Source organism: Clostridium hydrogenum (genome assembly GCF_021432385.1).
Taxonomy (GTDB): Bacteria; Bacillota; Clostridia; order Clostridiales; family Clostridiaceae; genus Clostridium_S; species Clostridium_S hydrogenum.
In genome coordinates, this window is the sequence record NZ_JAEACT010000002.1 from 865,001 (window position 1) to 882,500 (window position 17,500).

Sequence of the window (17,500 nt, forward strand, 5' to 3'; positions counted from 1 at the left end):
AAAATTCCGTGGAGGCCCGAACCACATTGGTGTTGAAAAACCATGGGATGAGCTGTGGATAGGGGAGAAATTCCAATCGAACTCGGATATAGCTGGTTCTCCTCGAAATAGCTTTAGGGCTAGCGTCGTGTATGAGTACTGGAGGTAGAGCACTGAATGAGGTAGGGGCTGACAACAGTTACTGAACTCTATCAAACTCCGAATGCCAGATACTATTAGCACGGCAGTCAGACTGCGAATGATAAGATCCGTAGTCAAAAGGGAAACAGCCCAGACCACCAGCTAAGGTCCCCAAGTGTAGATTAAGTGGTAAAGGATGTGGGATTTCTAAGACAACTAGGATGTTGGCTCAGAAGCAGCCATACATTAAAAGAGTGCGTAATAGCTCACTAGTCAAGAGATCCTGCGCCGAAAATGTCCGGGGCTAAAATCTAACACCGAAGCTGTGGACTCGTACTATGTACGAGTGGTAGAGGAGCATCCTGTATGGGCAGAAGTCGTACCGAAAGGAGCGGTGGACTGTACAGGAGAGAGTATGCTGGCATAAGTAGCGAGAACTAAGTGAGAATCTTAGTGGTCGAAAATCTAAGGTTTCCTGAGGAAGGTTCGTCCGCTCAGGGTAAGTCGGGACCTAAGCCGAGGCCGAAAGGCGTAGGCGATGTACAATCGGTTGATATTCCGATACCACCAAACAACGTTATCAGAAATGGGATGACGCAGAAGGATAGGATGTGCACACTATTGGATGTGTGTCTAAGCACTGAGGATGAATACATAGGCAAATCCGTGTATTCTTAAGTCTAGGGTGTTACGGGGAAGCAAATTTATTTGCGAAGTATCTGATTTCATGCTGCCAAGAAAAGTCTCTATCGAGGAGTTTGGTGCCCGTACCGCAAACCGACACAGGTAGATGAGGAGAGAATCCTAAGACCATCGGAAGAATTGCTGTTAAGGAACTCGGCAAATTGACCCCGTAACTTCGGGATAAGGGGTGCCTACGAGAGTAGGCCGCAGAGAATAGGCCCAAGCAACTGTTTATCAAAAACACAGGTTTCTGCTAAAGCGAAAGCTGATGTATAGGAGCTGACGCCTGCCCGGTGCTGGAAGGTTAAGGGGAATGCTTAGCGCAAGCGAAGGCATGAACTTAAGCCCCAGTAAACGGCGGCCGTAACTATAACGGTCCTAAGGTAGCGAAATTCCTTGTCGGGTAAGTTCCGACCCGCACGAATGGCGTAATGATTTGGGCACTGTCTCAACAGCAAATCCGGCGAAATTGTAGTGCAAGTGAAGATGCTTGCTACCCGCGATTGGACGGAAAGACCCCGTAGAGCTTTACTGTAGTTTAGCATTGAGTTTCGATATTGTCTGTACAGGATAGGTGGGAGGCTAGGAAATAGTTTCGTCAGGGACTATGGAGCCATCCTTGGGATACCACCCTGACAGTATTGAGATTCTAACCGGAGGCCATGAAGCTGGCCACGGGACATAGCTAGATGGGCAGTTTGACTGGGGCGGTCGCCTCCGAAAGAGTAACGGAGGCGCCCAAAGGTTCCCTCAGCGCGGTTGGAAATCGCGCGAAGAGTGCAAAGGCAGAAGGGAGCCTGACTGCGACACAAACAAGTGGAGCAGGGACGAAAGTCGGGCTTAGTGATCCGGTGACACCTCGTGGGAGGGTCATCGCTCAACGGATAAAAGCTACCTCGGGGATAACAGGCTGATCTCCCCCAAGAGTCCACATCGACGGGGAGGTTTGGCACCTCGATGTCGGCTCGTCGCATCCTGGGGCTGAAGTAGGTCCCAAGGGTTGGGCTGTTCGCCCATTAAAGCGGCACGCGAGCTGGGTTCAGAACGTCGTGAGACAGTTCGGTCCCTATCCGTCGCGGGCGTAGGAAATTTGAGAGGAGCTGTCCTTAGTACGAGAGGACCGGGATGGACTGACCTCTGGTGTATCAGTTGTCGCGCCAGCGGCACGGCTGAGTAGCTATGTCGGGAAGGGATAAACGCTGAAAGCATCTAAGCGTGAAGCCCCCCTCAAGATAAGATTTCCCATAACATAAGTTAGTAAGACCCCTGAAAGAACATCAGGTTGATAGGTTAGAGGTGTAAGGATGGTAACATTTTTAGCTGACTAATACTAATAGGTCGAGGGCTTGACCAATATAAATTACTATGCAATTTTGAAAGTACAAAATACTTTCAAAAAAATTGACTGATGAAGTCAATCATAAGAATATATCCGGTGATAATTGCTTGGTTGTAACACCCGTTCCCATTCCGAACACGAAGGTTAAGAGCCAACGCGCCGATGGTAGTGCAGGGGCAGCTCTGTGTGAGAGTAGGTCGTTGCCGGGTAATTTGGTTTATTAGCTCAGTTGGTAGAGCACATGACTTTTAATCATGGTGTCCGGGGTTCGACTCCCCGATAAGCCACCAAAAAAATAAACGTGTATTTTTTAAATACACGTTTATTTTTTTATATAAAAAAGAGCCTAGCCAAAGGGGGAGCAAATGGCTAGGTCCTTTTTTTATATACTAATAATTGGGGATTAAGGTTTATCTCTGCCTGAAGTTTCGCTACCACAGGCAGATGGAATGTTGAGTTAATGTGTATTCACTAAAACATTTTTTTCTGCTGGTATAATAAGTGATGAATCTTTTGTAATGTTATCATCATTTTCTAATGTATTTTGTTTTTCGATTTCTTTTACAACTCCTGATGTTTTATAAGTTGGCATAAAATGTTCTGCCAAACTCCAAAGATGATCTCCGTTTTTTAATCTATATTTTATATATACGTAATCTGAATCTTCAGAAACTGTTTTTACAATTTCATATGAATTAATGGAGTTGTTAGAGTTATCTGAAGTCTTTATAGTAGAGTTATTTACTACATTTGTTGTTTTATCATTTGAAGCAATATTATTATTAGATGATTGCTGAGCCTGTGCTGATGTATTGCTTTTTTGTAGTGTTGACTGTGATTGTGAAACTTGCTTTGAAACTTTGTGTTTTTGAGATTGATCATAGTAAACTCCGTAACTTACTATAAAAACCAAAACCACGCAGCTTAATATAACCATTAACTTATTTTTGCTCATTTACATCACCTCTTTCCTGTACACTGGTAATTATTGACTTAAAAAATTTTTTTATACACTCTTTAAAAATTTTTTCTTATAATGTATGCTAATTGTATATATAAATTACAAGTAGGTGGAATAATGGAAATTAAACAATTATTAAAAGTGCTTTGCTTAGAGGATGCTCCAAGTGGAGATGAAAAAAATTTATTTCAAGTTATTGAAAATGCCTTTTCAGAATTTGGAAATGTAGAATTTGATAAGATGAACAATAGCTACATACATAAGAAAGGAAAGAAGGATAAATGTAAAGTTGCATTAATGGCACATGCTGATGAGGTTTTTTTAATGATAACTTCCATTGAGGAAAATGGGTTTTTAAAGTTTAAGAGTGTTGGAATAGATGCAAAAACGCTTATTTCTCAGGAAGTTACAGTGCATGGTAAAAAGGACATACTGGGCATAATAGGAATAAAGCCCCCGCATCTTATGAATGAAAAAGAAAGGTCAGAAGCAATACCTTCAGATAAACTTTTAATAGATACTGGGTATGCTTATGAAGAATTGAAAAAAATCGTAAGTGTAGGTGATTATGTAACTATAAAAAGAAATTTTTATGAGTTATTAAATGATAATGTAACCTGTAAAGCTGTAGATAATAGAGCTAGTATCGCTGCAATGTATTCTTGTGGTGAGTTTTTAAAGAGTGTAGAGCATGATGCAGAAGTGTACTTTATATGCTCCGCTCAAGAGGAAGTTGGACATAGAGGCGCTAAAATAGCAGCGTATAATGTTAATCCAGACATTTGTATAGCAATAGATGTTACTTTTGATGGTGGAAAGTTTGGAGACACTGATAGAGAAAATGAAGTTGGTGGTGGTCCTGTAATTTGTATTGGACCTAATATTCATGCCAAAGTTATGGAAAAAATAATAGAAGTAGCTAATAAATATGATATTAATTATAAAGTTGAAGTAGAACCAGGTAATACAGGCTGCGATGCGTGGGATACCCAAATTTCAAGAGCAGGAATACCTTCAGTTCTTATATCAATTCCTATTAAGTACATGCATACATCAGTTGAGATGGTAAATGTTAATGATATAAAAAATACAGGTATACTTATAGGCAGGTTTATAGAGGAATTAAATGATATGGAGATGGAGGAACTATTATGTTTTTAGAAGAACTTTGTAATGCTTCAGGGCCAGTATCACATGAAGATGAAGTTAGAAATTTAATAAAAGAAGAAATAAAAACTTATGTTGATGAAATTACAGTAGATAGAATGGGAAATATTATAGCCCATAAAAAAGGTAATGGCAAAAAAGTTATGATTGATGCGCATATGGATGAAGTTGCATTCATAATAACAGCTATAAATGAAGATGGAACTATGAAATTTGAGCCTATGGGTGGGATAAATAGCAAGGTCATACCTTCTAAAGTAGTACTTATAGGCAAAAATAGAATACCTGGAGTTATAGGTTTAAAACCAATACATCTTCAAAGTGGTGAAGAAAGAAAAAACAGCATAACTTACGATAAATGCTGTCTCGATATAGGTTCAAAATCAAAAGAGGAAACTAAGAAGTATGTAAAACTAGGTGATTATGCCGTATTTGATACAGAATATAGTGAATTCGGGAAAGGTCTTGTAAAGGCAAAGGCACTTGATGATAGAGCTGGATGCGCTGTTTTGATAGAGGTGCTTAAGGGTAAGTATGATTGCGATTTATATGCTGCATTTAATGTTATGGAGGAAATAGGTGATAGGGGAGCGTATGTTTCTGCATTTCAAATTCAACCTGATATAGGTATTGCAATTGAAGGCACAATATGTGCAGATATGCCAGGTATACCAGGGCATTTAAGAGCTACAGAAGTAGGAAAAGGCCCAGCGATTTCCATAATGGACAGAACTAGCATATTCAATGAGAAAGTTACAAATGCAATTATAGAAACTGCAGAGAGTAATGCTATACCATATCAAAGAAGAAGGGCAATAGCTGGCGGCAATGATGCAGGTGCTATTCATACATCAGGTAATGGTGCTAAGGTTGCAACTATCTCTGTTCCATGTAGGTATATTCATTCATCAGTGTCAGTTGCAAGTTTAAGTGATTTTAAAAATACAGTTAAGCTTTTAGAAGCATACTTATTAAGTTTAAAATAAAGATTATACTTTAAATAAGTGTAAGAGTCAAAACTTATTTAAAACATAGGCAAAATAAATAATGATTTGGAAGTGAGAAAATGGATAAGTTACTTAAAGAAATTGTTGAAGTTTTTGGTGTAAGCGGACATGAAAAAAAGGTAGCGGAAGTCATAAAGCAACAATTAAAAGATGTAAAATGTGAAATATGTGAAGATAAACTTGGAAATATAATTGTAAAAAAGGGAGCTGGAAGCAGCAAGATAATGATATGTGCCAATATGGACGTAAAAGGTGTTATTGCCTATTATGTTGGAGAAGATGGCAAGGTTAGAATTCATAATTTAGGTGATTTTGAAGCTGAAGATATATTAGATAGAACTATAAGTTTTGAAAGTGGTATCTCAGGAAAAGTTTCATCAGAAGTTAAGGAAAAGCCTGAATTTAGAGATTTATATGTTGACTTGGGATTTAAAACTAGAGAAGCTGCATTAAGGTATGTAAAGGAAGGCGATACTGCATGCTTTGAAGGTAATAATTATGAGGAAGAAGATACTGTAATAAGCCCAAGTTTAAGCAACAGAATAAATTGTTTTATTCTATTGAAGTTAATAAGGGAAATAGAAGCAGTAGACAAGGAAATTTATTTTGTTTTTTCTACTCAAGGGGAATTACAAGCAAGGGGTGCAAGAGCAGCAGCTTTTGATATAAACCCAGATATATGTTTGGCATTAAGTACAGAAAATGAGAAGGAGGTTAAAATTGGAGCTGGACCTGCTGTAGTAGTAATGCAAAAAGGACTTATTATGCATAGAGGTATAAAAGATATCTTAGAAAAGAATGCTTCAAAATTAAAAATGGATATTCAGCTATGTGTTTCAAATGAAATTAGTGATGGAAGCACTGTTCACAAGGAGGTTAATGGAATACCAACAGGTACAATATCTATTCCTTGCAAAAATAAAGGAAGTATAAATGAAATTGTGAATATTAAAGATGTGAACAATTGTATTAAGTTAATAACTTATAGTATAAATAATGATTTTAATGTATAGATAAACTGAATTTAAGGACACTTTAGGTATAACCTGGGTGTCTATATTTTTAATTATTTTGAGATTTCACTGTGTGTATACTTGTTTTTAATAATTTAGTAAGGTAGAATATTTATAAATTATATAAATAAAGATGTGATGGAAAGGAAGAATAGGTATGATTAAGTTAGCAGCACTTGGACCGGCAGGAACTTTTAGCGAACTTGCAGTAAATAAGTATAAAGAGCAAATAGATGAGGATACAGTAGTTAAGTTTTATCCCACAATAACAAAAGTAGTTAATGCTGTTGGAAATGAGTGCAGTATGGGAATTGTACCTATTGAAAATACTCTAGATGGTTTTGTACAAGTTACTCTTGATTTATTAGCCAGTAGTGATTTAAATATTCTAAATGAGCTTGTAATTCCTATTCAATTTGCTTTTGTTGCTAACAGTGATATGGATAAGCTTCAAAAGATATATGCACAATTCAAAACACAGGGACAATGCTGTAAGTTTTTAGAAAACTTAGATGGAGTAAAAATTATTACAACAGAAAGTAATGGTGTGTCTGTTGAGAATATAAAAAAAGAAGTATATGGTGAAGGTGCTATAATTCCAAGGCATATGCTTACATCAATAAAAAATCCGATACATACTATTAATTGCGTTACGGATTCAAAGGAAAATGAGACAAGGTTCATAGTGCTTTCCAAAGATAAAACAAATTATAAAGAAGAAAAAAAATACAAAACCTCTATTGTTATAATGGATGCTAAGGATGATAAACCGGGTAGTTTGTCAAAAGTTTTAAATGAATTTGCAAGTAAAGGAATTAATTTGACTTCAATAATATCAAGGCCAACTAAAAGGGGACTTGGTAAATACTATTTTTTTATTGATATAGATGGATGTTATCCAGAACAAGAAAATGTAAGAGAAGTTATTGAAAAAATAAGAGAGAATAGTATAGTGAAAATTATAGGTTCTTACTATTCTCTTTAAAGTTAAGCCTTTGAACTTTTAATAGCTGAAAAAATAATGCTTAATATTAGTGTTAAAAATATAATTGCTAGGGATATTGGTAATGATATTTCAATGTGGAAGAACAATATACCTAGCTTAACTCCAGTAAAAGTAAGTATCAATGCAACACCATACTTTACATATGCAAATTTGCTATGAAGTTTTTCAAGCAAAAAGTACATGTTACGCAAACCCAATATGGCAAATATATTTGAGGTATATACTATAAAGGGATTGGTTGTTATTGAAAAAATAGCAGGTATTGAGTCTATAGCAAATAAGATATCAGAACCTTCAATAATTACTAGTATTGCAAGCAGTGGAGTTGCATGCAGTATTTTATTTTTTCTAACTAGAAATTTTTCACCTTCAAGCGTTTCCGTTACAGGAATTACTTTCTTCAATAGCCTAAAAAATATACTATTTTTATAATCAGTAGTTTCCTCACCTTTAAAAAACATTTTCACTCCACTTACTATTAAAACTACTCCAAAAATGTAGAGTATCCAGTGAAATTGAGTAACTATTGCAACACCTAAAATTATGAATATTAATCTAAGAACTATAGCTCCAAATATTCCATAGCTTAAAACTCTTTTTTGGTATAATGGACTTATAGCAAAGCCTTCAAATATAAGGAGAAATAAAAATAAATTATCTAAGCTTAAACTTTGTTCAATTATATATCCACCAAAAAATTCTAATGCACTTTCTTTGCCCATAAATATATAAATACCAGCATTAAAGATAAGGGCAAGACCTATCCAAAAACAAAGTGACCTTAAAGCTTTTTTAGTTTCCATAGATAGCCTCCATATTAAATTTTTAATTCATTATTTAAAGTATTCTTTAACCTCATCCAGTCATTGTCATACATTGATTTAAATTCATCATTTCTATTATAGGTTAAAGCAGATGGATGATACATGGGAAATATATATCTTTTTAAAGCTTCATTGTATATTAACTTACCGTGACATTCGCCTATGCTTTTAAAATTTGAAAGCCTTTTTAATGGTACGTTACCAAGTGTTATAATAATTTTAGGATTTACTAACGAAATTTCTTCGTCTAAAATATCCTTAAATAAATTTACTTCACTAATTTTTGGAGTTCTATTACTTACTGTAGTCTTGCCAGTTTTGCCTAGTGTTAATTTTATTGGCCTAAAAAAGCAGGTATTAGTTATTCTTATATCTTTTCTTGAAAGACCCAGTAAGTTTAGGTAACCTTCAAAAGTTTTTCCCGCAACACCAACGAAAGGTTTGCCTTCTTCAATTTCTGTTTTTCCAGGAGCTTCGCCAATAAACATCACATTTGCAGGTATTGGACCATCACCAGTAATCCATCCGCCTGTAGGATTATCTTTATAATTTTCACATATGTCTTTTATTTTTGATTTTAAATATTCATAATTATCCATGTGAGCACCTCATTTATGTATAAAATACAACTTTCATTATGTATACCAGCTCAACTATTAAAATTCATGTGGTATATCTTTAATAATATTTTAACCTAAAGTTATTACTATAAACAACTTATTGGAGTGAAAAATTATGGTAATATTTTTTTAAGATGCATAAAGCAAAAAAATAAGTTGTTGTTTAAATTTCGCTTTTAAGAGATAATATAATAAGGAGGGGATGAGCAATGAAAAAATTAATTTTAGTTTGTACATTAGTAGCCACTGTTGTTACATTTTCAGCTTGCAATAGTAGTTCACAAAGTAATAAAACTGTTACAACCACAACAAAGAAAGCAAAAGCAGTAGTTAGTAGTAGTGCCAATACAAATAAATCTGATAATAATAACGATGATGTTGTAATTACAGATATAAGTAGTTGGGATCATCCTGCAAAAAAAGTATTTAATGATAATTCAATAAAAGTAAATAAAGTAGAGTTAAAGGATAATAAGACATATCCAATATTTTATGTAAGCCTTTCTAGAGACTTAGATGCTGCGAGTAAAAATTACTACTTAAGGCTTATGAAGAGTATAGCTGCGGCTAATAATTATTGGGACTATGAAGTTAAGGATGAAAATAAAGACGTAGATATAAAAGTTACCTGTGAAAATAAAACTAAACTTAAAAGTATAGAGTATAATAAAGATAGTAATTATTTTGCAGCGGCGGATGTGCAAAGTGTAGCTAATGAAGATGATTATATAAATTATCTTAAAGATAATGTTCCTGAAGTTAAGAGTTTTGTAAATGTATTGACAGGAAATAAGAATGCAAAGCCAATAATATATGTGGATAGGTATCCAGATTCTTCTGCAACAGATAAGTACAAGAGGGATTATTATGATATTTATGTAGGAGAAGAACTTGTAGACCATACTACTAATACATATAGATTTGGTATTAATAAGGATACTAAAGAAATTGTATATTATGATTTAAATAAAAATACTTATGAATCCTTAGAGGAATGGAGAAATAGTAGAAAGTAAGGGGTGGCTTGGATGAAAAATCCTATGATAATGACTCCGGGACCTACAGGAGTAAGAGAAAATGTCAGATTTGCAAGAGCTATTGAAACTACAAATCCGGATCTTGATGGTAGGTTTTATGATTTTTATAAAGAAACTTGTGAAAAAATAGCTAAAATGCTTAAGACTAAAAATGAAGTTAGAGTTTTAAGTGGTGAAGGAATTCTTGGATTAGAGGCAGCCTGTGCTTCACTCACAGAAAAGGGAGATAGAGTTCTTATCATTGAAAATGGAATTTTTGGAGAGGGCTTTGCGGATTTTGTGAAACTCTATGGAGGAGACCCCTTTTTCTTTAGAGGTGATAGAAAGCATAAGATAAACGTAGAGGAACTAAAGAAATTTCTAGATAAAGACAGTGATTTTAAATATGCTACAGTTGTACATTGCGATACTCCGTCAGGAATGCTTAATGATATAGATGAGATTTGTCCATTGTTAAAAGAGAGAGGCATATTGACTGTAGTTGATAGTGTTGCGGCAATGGGTGGAGAGGACATAAACGTAGATGAATGGAAGATAGATATTGCGCTAGGAGGCTCTCAAAAGTGTATTTCTGCACCTCCAGGGCTTACTTTAGTTAGTATAAGTGAAGCTGCTTTTAAAGCAATGGAAAGCAGAAAAACTCCAATAGCATCTTTTTACTGTAACCTGCTTGCTTGGAAGACTTATTATGAGGATAAATGGTTTCCATATACACCACCTATAAGTGATATAGTAGGCCTTAAGGTTGCTGTAGAAAATTTGTTAGAAGACTCTGATATAATATTGAGACACGATAAAATTGCTTCTGCCACTAGAGCAGCGGTTGTGTATGCAGGACTTGATTTATATATAAAGGATGGATTTTCAAATACAGTTACGGTAATTCAAGTTCCACATGGTATTGATGATAAAAAGGTTAGAGACTATATGGTAAATAACTATAATGTTATGATAGCAGGTTCCTTTGGGTATCTTGAAGGAAGAGTATTTAGAATAGGGCATATGGGTGAAGGCGCTCGCATAGAAAAGGTAAGTTATGCTTTGTTTGCCCTTCAAAAATCGCTAGAGCATTATGGAGTTAAATTTAATCACGATATGTCAAAAACTTTTTTAGAAAAATTTTAAATTAGCTGGAGTATTAAGGAAAAATAGTTAATTGAGAAAGTTGGTGAAGCGAAGTTATGAAATTAATTTCTTGGAACGTAAATGGTCTTAGGTCTTGTGTTCAAAAAGGGTTCTTAGATTATTTTAAGGAAGTAGATGCAGATATATTTTGTGTTCAAGAAACAAAGCTTCAAGAAGGTCAAATTGATTTGCAATTAGAAGGATATTATGATTATTGGAATTATGCAGAAAAGAAGGGCTATTCGGGTACTGCCATATTTTCAAAGGTAAAGCCTATAAGTTGCAAATATGGGATAAATGAAGAAGAACACAACAAAGAAGGTAGAGTTATAACTCTAGAGTTTGAAAAATTTTATATGGTAACCGTATATACACCTAACTCAAAAGAAAAACTAGCAAGAATTGATTATAGAATGCAGTGGGAAGATAGCTTTAGGGGATATTTAAAAGAACTAGATAAAATTAAACCAGTTATTGTATGTGGAGATTTAAATGTTGCTCATACAGAAATAGATTTAAAAAATCCTAAAACAAACACCCAAAATGCAGGATTTTCACCGCAAGAAAGAAGTAAATTTACGGAGCTTTTAGAAGCTGGGTTTATAGATACATATCGTTACTTTTACCCTGATAAAGAAGGCGTATATTCTTGGTGGTCGTATAGATTTAAGGCTAGGGAGAAAAATGCAGGTTGGCGTATAGATTATTTCTGCGTATCACAAAATTTAAAAGATAAACTTGTTAGTGCAGATATTCATACAGATGTGTTTGGATCGGATCATTGCCCTGTAGAATTAGTTATAAAATAAAAGGATATACTTTAAATAAGTGTAAAGATTGACACTTATTTAAAGCATATCCAAATAAAAAAATTAAGGAGAATAAGACAATGGATTTTACACTAATAGCAACATCAACCTTTGGATTGGAATCAGTAGTAGCCAGTGAATTAAAGGAACTTGGTTATGATGACCTCAAAGTAGAAAATGGAAGAGTTACTTTTGAAGGCGATGAAATGGATATAGTAACTTGTAATTTATGGCTTAGAACTGCTGATAGAATCTTAATTAAAATGGCAGAGTTTAAAGCAGAGAGCTTTGAGGAACTTTTTCAAGGAACTTTAGCAGTAGATTGGGGAAACTTAATGCCGCAGGATGCATATATGCATGTTACTGGTAAATCTGTAAAATCACAATTGCACAGTGTTCCCGATTGTCAATCCATAGTAAAAAAAGCAGTTGTTGAAGCTATGAGAAAGAAATATAATCTTGAAAGATTTACTGAATATGGTGCTGAGTATAAAATAGAAGTAGGAATACTTAAAGATATAGTTACCTTAACTGTAGATACTTCTGGTGAGGGACTACACAAAAGGGGCTATAGAGAAAATTCTGGTGGCGCACCTATAAAAGAAACTTTAGCAGCAGCTTTAGTACTTTTAAGTAAATGGGAGCCATCAAGGATACTTGCAGATCCATTATGTGGTTCTGGAACTATAGCTATAGAAGCAGCTTTGATAGCAAAAAATATAGCACCTGGTCTTAATAGACGCTTTGTATCAGAGGAGTGGGATATAATACCTAAGGATTTATGGAGTGATTTAAGGAAGCATGCAAAGAACTCTATAAACGATAAAGAATTTTTAATATTAGCTTCGGATATAGATGGATGGGTAATTAAAACAGCAATGGCTAATGCAAAAAAGGCAGGAGTGGGAAAGTATATAGCTTTTCAAAAGTTGCCTATGCAAAAATTTAGTTCTCAAAAGAAGTGTGGGGTTATAATAACAAATCCACCATATGGCGAGAGACTTGGAGAGGTTGAAGAAGTTCAAGAACTCTACAAAGATATGGGAAAGGTATTCTCAAGGCTTGAAAATTGGTCATATTTTGTGATTACTGCACATGAAGGCTTTGAAAAATACTTTGGAAGAAAATCTGATAAAAATAGAAAGCTTTATAATGGAAAGCTAAAATGTTACTACTATCAATATTTTTCAAAAGAGTAATCCTAATAAGGTTGCTCTTTGTTTTATTTAAGGGGGGAAACGGATGGGCATGTATAAGGTAATGATAATAGAAGATGAAGAAAAGATAAGGAAGGTAATAAAAAAGTCTCTTGAAAAATGGGGCTTTGAAGCATACGCTATAGAGGATTTTAATAACATATTTGAGGAATTTGTAAACCTACAGCCACAGCTTGTTTTAATGGATATAAATTTACCTGTTTGTGATGGTTTTTATTGGTGCAATAAGATAAGGAACATATCAAAAGTTCCAGTGATATTTTTATCCTCAAGAAATTCAAATATGGATATAATTATGGCAGTTAATATGGGAGCAGATGACTATATAACAAAACCCTTTTCCCTAGATGTACTTATGGCTAAAATAAATGCAATTTTAAGAAGAACGTATTCATATAGTGAAGTTAATTTAGATACTGTTGCTTATAAAGATGTCATTCTATCGTTAAAAAATAATACCGTTTATTACAACGAAAAAAATATAGAACTTACAAAAAATGAATTTAAAATTCTCCAAATACTAATGAGTAAGCCAGAAAGCATAGTAAGTAGAGAAAAAATAATGGAGGAGCTTTGGGAAGATGAAAGCTTTATAGATGATAATACTCTTACAGTGAATATAAATAGACTTAGGAAAAAGCTCAAAGAGATAGATGTAGAGTTCATAAAAACTATAAAAAATCAAGGATACGTTGTAAAATGAGCTTTTTTAGATATTTAAAGGAAAGTATAAGGATTATAATATTTTATATTCTCTTAATGAGCTTTGTAGTAATGTCTATTTACTTGGATAGAAAAAATAGAGTTTTAAATTCAAATATTGAATATATAATTTTTGTTTCTTTATTTATGTTTTGTATATTTCTTATATTAGATTATTTAATAAAGAATAGACATATAAAAAAGCTTTTAAAAGCCCAGTGTTCAGAAGATAAAACTCCAATCTTGCCAAAGGCTGTGGAGTATAAAGATGAGCTTTATACTAATATAATAAACGATATATATAAAAGTTCTGTAGAAGCTATAAGAAATGTAGAAGCTGAATTTATGGAAAATAAGGAGTTTATGGAGGCATGGGTGCATGAGGTAAAAACACCTATTACAACTATGAGACTTTTGCTTGATAGTAACGAAGAGGATATTGATTCTTATAAGGAAGAAGTAGAAAAAATAGATGAGTATGTTGAAAAAGTTTTGTATTATTCTAGAAGTGATAATTTTTCGAAGGATTATATTATTTCAGAAGTTAGTTTAGAAACGGTAGTTAAAGAAAGCATAAAAAAGCAAGCTATTGTATTTATAAAAAAACATATTATATTAAAGCAAGAAGTAGATGAAAGCTTTAAAATTGATTCTGATAAGAAATGGCTTCTTTTTATAATAGATCAAGTACTTTCTAATGCACTAAAGTACACAGATAAGGGTGGATGCATAGGCTTTAGAACTGCAGAGAATGATAAAGAAAGGCTACTTATAATAGAGGATGATGGAGTAGGTATAAAAAGTGAAGATTTAAACAGAATATTTACAAAGACTTTTACGGGAGCCAATGGTAGAAATGAAAACTTAAAGGCTACAGGATTAGGTTTGTATCTTTCACAAAAGCTTTCAAAAAAACTTGGACATAGTATAACTATTGAATCTGAATTTAGCAAGGGCACAAGGGTTTATGTTCATTTCCCAAAGTGGTGCGATTATTACAATATTACACAAATGTAAGTTTCAAAAGCAAAATGTAAGTCAAAAAAATGGCTGTGCATTTTGCTTTTTTATATAATGGATTCATAAGATAAATATGCGGAGGTTTTACACATGGAAGTTTTAAATATACAAAATCTAACTAAGGTTTATGGCTCAAGGTTTGGAGGCGTGAAATATACAGCACTTCATAATATAAATTTAAAGGTTGCAAATGGAGAATTTGTAGCAATAATGGGCCCTTCTGGTTCTGGAAAAACAACATTTCTAAATGTAATATCAACTATAGATAAGCCAACTTCAGGAAATGTTTTTATTGATGGAAAAGATATATCAGATTTGAAAGAACCTCATTTGTCCTCTTTTAGACGTGACAAGCTTGGGTTTATATTTCAAGATTTTAATTTGCTTGACAATATGACGCTTAAAGAAAATATAGTTTTGCCTTTAGCACTTTCAAAAACATCTTACAAAATTATAAATCAGAGATTAAAAAATATAAGTGAGAAACTTGGTATTAATGAAATATTAAACAAGCACCCGTATGAAGTATCAGGTGGTCAAAAGCAAAGAGCAGCTGCTGCAAGAGCAATTATTACAGAACCGTCACTTATTTTAGCGGACGAGCCAACAGGCGCATTAGATTCGAAAGCTTCAAGAGAACTTCTAAATTCTTTGCAAGGTTTAAATGAAAAGAATGAAGCTACAATTCTTATGGTAACACATGATGCTTTTGCTGCATCTTACTGTAAGAGAGTTGTATTTATTAAAGATGGCAGGTTATTTAATGAAATTTATAAAGGTGATAAGAGTAGAAAGGACTTTTATGAAGGAATTTTAAAAATACTTACGGTTATTGGAGGTGATACAGGTGATATTATGTAAAATGGCTATAAAAAATATAAAACAAAACTTCAAAAATTATTGGGCGTTCTTTTTAAGCTCTTCCTTTAGCGTTTTTGTGGTGTATTTATTTATGTCTATTATTTATAGCAAAGATGTTCAAGGACAGCTAGGAGATAGCAAATCAATGATGATTTTATTTAATGTTGGTGAGGTTTTAATAATACTATTTTCTGGATTTTTTATATGGTATTCAAATTCATTCTTTATAAAATCAAGAAAAAAGGAGTTTGCAACATATATGCTTCTCGGAATGTCTAAAAGGCAAACAGCCCGTTTAAATTTTATAGAGAACACAATTATTATATTCCTAGCTTTTTTTACAGGTACCATTTTAGGTCTGGTTTTTAATAAATTTTTTATAATGCTATTATTTGCATTAATGAGGACTGGTGGAAATGCCAAATTTGAATTAAGTTTTCAAGCCTTAAGGTTTTCAATTATAGTATTTTCAATTATTTTTATAATAATTAGTATACATGGCAATTCGGTTATATATAGAAATAAGCTTATTGATATGTTTAATGCAGCAAAGAAAGTTGAAAGTGGCCTAAAAGTTTCCTTTATTACCTTTATAGTGAGTACTGCCTCAATTGTGTTTATAGGGTATGGGTACTATTTAGCAATAGCTAAGCTTGGTGATAATATTGAATTTACACCTAAAATAGTTCTATTTGTTGTTTTAGGAACTATATTATTTTTTACAGCAACAGTTTCTTTGATAATCCACATAAATAAGAAAAATGAAAAAAGCCTTTTTAGAGGTACTAAATTAATATCTACAGCTCAACTTTATTATAGGTATAGAGGCAATGTTGGAACTTTAAGCGTTATAGCAATTACTACAAGTATAGCAATCTGCGCGTTAACTATGTGCTTTTGTGCTTTTGGTAAGGCTGAAGCAAATTCAAGAAATATGAGACCATTTTCTGTGGAGTACATTAATGGCAATAAACAAGTAGATAGCGTATTTGAAGATATAGTTAAAAAGCATAAAGAAATTTCAGTTAAGTATAGAGATGATATTGAATTTCTCCAAGTAAAAGGCGACAATCCTGATTGGAGAACAGATAATAATATTTCAATAATAAATGAAAGCCAATTTGATAAAATTAATGAGCATCAAAATGTAGATAGAAAAGCTAATTTAAAAAATAAAAATGAATGCTACTACATTACGTATAATACTTTCAACGGAAGCCCTAAGTATTTAATTGGAAAGAATATTGATTTAAAGGTTAAGGATAAATGTTATATTTTAAAAATTATTAATGTTGATACGAAGTTATTTACGGCACTAGATCATTTTAGGGGAGCTGTTGTTGTTAATGATAAAGTTTATAACGAAATTAAAAGTTTAAATAAGGAAAACGCAGTGATTAAGGTAACAGGATATATGCTTAAAAATGATTTTAGTGCAAAAGCTTTTTCTAATGATTTATTAAAAAATATGCCTAAGGATAATAGTGTTTTAACATTTTATGCTCATTATGAGGATGGATTAAAGGTATTTGGAATATTAGCATTCATAGGAATATTTATAGGCATATTATTTATTACAGCAACGGGTAGTATAATATACTTTAAAATGTCAATGGAAGCAAAGGAAGACAAAACAAAGTTTATAACATTAAGAAAGATAGGAGTTAGTAAAAGGGAAATTACTGGATCAGTCGCAAAGGAACTTATGATTTTATTTGGGGCACCATTTATTATAGCAGTGGGAAATTCTTATGCAGCATCCATACCTATTGGAAAAGCTATGGACTTTAAAATAACAAGGGAATATCTAATAATAGTTTTAATATATGCAATATTTTATGGGATTTATTACTTAGTAACACTTAAGAGTTATGTTAAAACTGTAAGTGAATAAAAGTTTTAATGATGTGTGGTGGTAGTGAAAAAGTGTTTGATGCATGATTAAAAAAATGCTAACCAAATCAAGTTAAGGTTTTTAACTTTGCCCT

The 17,500-nt window shown here is 33.1% G+C and carries 15 protein-coding genes, 1 tRNA gene and 2 rRNA genes (1 of these 18 only partly in view); 15 read left to right on the forward strand and 3 right to left on the reverse strand.

The genetic code is table 11. The features are described 5' to 3' along the window. The 3 genes from CUEA01_RS03860 to CUEA01_RS03870 all read left to right on the forward strand — a co-directional run. Positions 1-2,158 (forward strand): 23S ribosomal RNA (locus CUEA01_RS03860) (it extends 749 nt beyond the left edge of the window). A gap of 77 nt (positions 2,159-2,235) precedes the next feature. Further along, positions 2,236-2,352, forward strand: a 5S ribosomal RNA gene (gene rrf, locus CUEA01_RS03865). Between the two features lie 5 nt (positions 2,353-2,357). After that, positions 2,358-2,433, forward strand: a tRNA-Lys gene (locus tag CUEA01_RS03870). A gap of 167 nt (positions 2,434-2,600) precedes the next feature. Here the strand turns inward: CUEA01_RS03870 and CUEA01_RS03875 are convergent. Further along, the gene (locus CUEA01_RS03875) at positions 2,601-3,098 is read right to left on the reverse strand and encodes a LysM domain-containing protein (RefSeq protein ID WP_234118465.1); all 498 of its coding nucleotides are present in this window, start codon (positions 3,096-3,098) and stop codon (positions 2,601-2,603) included. Between the two features lie 123 nt (positions 3,099-3,221). On the opposite strand from CUEA01_RS03875, the gene CUEA01_RS03880 reads away from it, so the two are divergent. The 4 genes from CUEA01_RS03880 to CUEA01_RS03895 all read left to right on the forward strand — a co-directional run bounded on the left by CUEA01_RS03880 (position 3,222) and on the right by CUEA01_RS03895 (position 7,276). Next, entirely contained in the window at positions 3,222-4,265 is a 1,044-nt protein-coding gene (locus CUEA01_RS03880) for a zinc-binding metallopeptidase family protein (RefSeq protein ID WP_234118467.1), read from the forward strand. Next, positions 4,256-5,257 carry a M42 family metallopeptidase gene (locus tag CUEA01_RS03885; protein ID WP_234118469.1) on the forward strand — a complete coding sequence of 334 codons (1,002 nt, stop codon included), beginning with the start codon at positions 4,256-4,258 and terminating at the stop codon, positions 5,255-5,257. Before CUEA01_RS03880 ends, CUEA01_RS03885 begins: the two co-directional genes overlap by 10 nt. Positions 5,258-5,337: 80 nt before the next feature. Further along, positions 5,338-6,291: a M42 family peptidase gene (locus CUEA01_RS03890; protein ID WP_234118471.1), complete on the forward strand. Its 954-nt coding sequence runs from the start codon at positions 5,338-5,340 to the stop codon at positions 6,289-6,291. A gap of 157 nt (positions 6,292-6,448) precedes the next feature. After that, the gene (locus tag CUEA01_RS03895; RefSeq protein ID WP_234118474.1) at positions 6,449-7,276 is read left to right on the forward strand and encodes a prephenate dehydratase; all 828 of its coding nucleotides are present in this window, start codon (positions 6,449-6,451) and stop codon (positions 7,274-7,276) included. Between the two features lie 2 nt (positions 7,277-7,278). On the opposite strand, the gene CUEA01_RS03900 is transcribed toward CUEA01_RS03895, so the two are convergent. Both CUEA01_RS03900 and CUEA01_RS03905 read right to left on the reverse strand, forming a co-directional pair. After that, positions 7,279-8,100 carry a TerC/Alx family metal homeostasis membrane protein gene (locus CUEA01_RS03900; protein ID WP_234118484.1) on the reverse strand — a complete coding sequence of 274 codons (822 nt, stop codon included), beginning with the start codon at positions 8,098-8,100 and terminating at the stop codon, positions 7,279-7,281. Positions 8,101-8,114: 14 nt separating this feature from the next. Continuing rightward, positions 8,115-8,720 carry a uracil-DNA glycosylase gene (locus tag CUEA01_RS03905; RefSeq protein WP_234118487.1) on the reverse strand — a complete coding sequence of 202 codons (606 nt, stop codon included), beginning with the start codon at positions 8,718-8,720 and terminating at the stop codon, positions 8,115-8,117. Positions 8,721-8,950: 230 nt separating this feature from the next. On the opposite strand from CUEA01_RS03905, the gene CUEA01_RS03910 reads away from it, so the two are divergent. From CUEA01_RS03910 to CUEA01_RS03945, 8 genes are all read left to right on the forward strand, one after another. Next, the gene (locus CUEA01_RS03910; RefSeq protein WP_234118489.1) at positions 8,951-9,757 is read left to right on the forward strand and encodes a hypothetical protein; all 807 of its coding nucleotides are present in this window, start codon (positions 8,951-8,953) and stop codon (positions 9,755-9,757) included. A 12-nt stretch (positions 9,758-9,769) separates the two neighbouring features. After that, positions 9,770-10,903, forward strand: a complete 1,134-nt coding sequence (locus CUEA01_RS03915; RefSeq protein ID WP_234118499.1) for a pyridoxal-phosphate-dependent aminotransferase family protein — start codon at positions 9,770-9,772, stop codon at positions 10,901-10,903. 56 nt (positions 10,904-10,959) lie between these two features. Then, on the forward strand, positions 10,960-11,712 hold the full coding sequence (locus CUEA01_RS03920) for an exodeoxyribonuclease III (protein WP_234118514.1): 753 nt from the start codon (positions 10,960-10,962) through the stop codon (positions 11,710-11,712). 80 nt (positions 11,713-11,792) lie between these two features. Next, positions 11,793-12,911, forward strand: a complete 1,119-nt coding sequence (locus tag CUEA01_RS03925) for a THUMP domain-containing class I SAM-dependent RNA methyltransferase (RefSeq protein WP_234118516.1) — start codon at positions 11,793-11,795, stop codon at positions 12,909-12,911. Between the two features lie 49 nt (positions 12,912-12,960). Next, positions 12,961-13,632 (forward strand): response regulator transcription factor, encoded by a 672-nt coding sequence (locus CUEA01_RS03930; protein ID WP_234122118.1) that lies wholly within the window; start codon positions 12,961-12,963, stop codon positions 13,630-13,632. Between the two features lie 56 nt (positions 13,633-13,688). Next, a complete protein-coding gene (locus tag CUEA01_RS03935; protein WP_234118525.1) occupies positions 13,689-14,648 on the forward strand; it encodes a sensor histidine kinase in 960 nt (319 codons plus the stop codon). A gap of 93 nt (positions 14,649-14,741) precedes the next feature. Next, the gene (locus CUEA01_RS03940; RefSeq protein WP_234118527.1) at positions 14,742-15,512 is read left to right on the forward strand and encodes an ABC transporter ATP-binding protein; all 771 of its coding nucleotides are present in this window, start codon (positions 14,742-14,744) and stop codon (positions 15,510-15,512) included. Positions 15,513-15,660: 148 nt separating this feature from the next. Further along, on the forward strand, positions 15,661-17,406 hold the full coding sequence (locus CUEA01_RS03945; RefSeq protein ID WP_407929242.1) for an ABC transporter permease: 1,746 nt from the start codon (positions 15,661-15,663) through the stop codon (positions 17,404-17,406). Positions 17,407-17,500 lie beyond the last annotated feature (94 nt).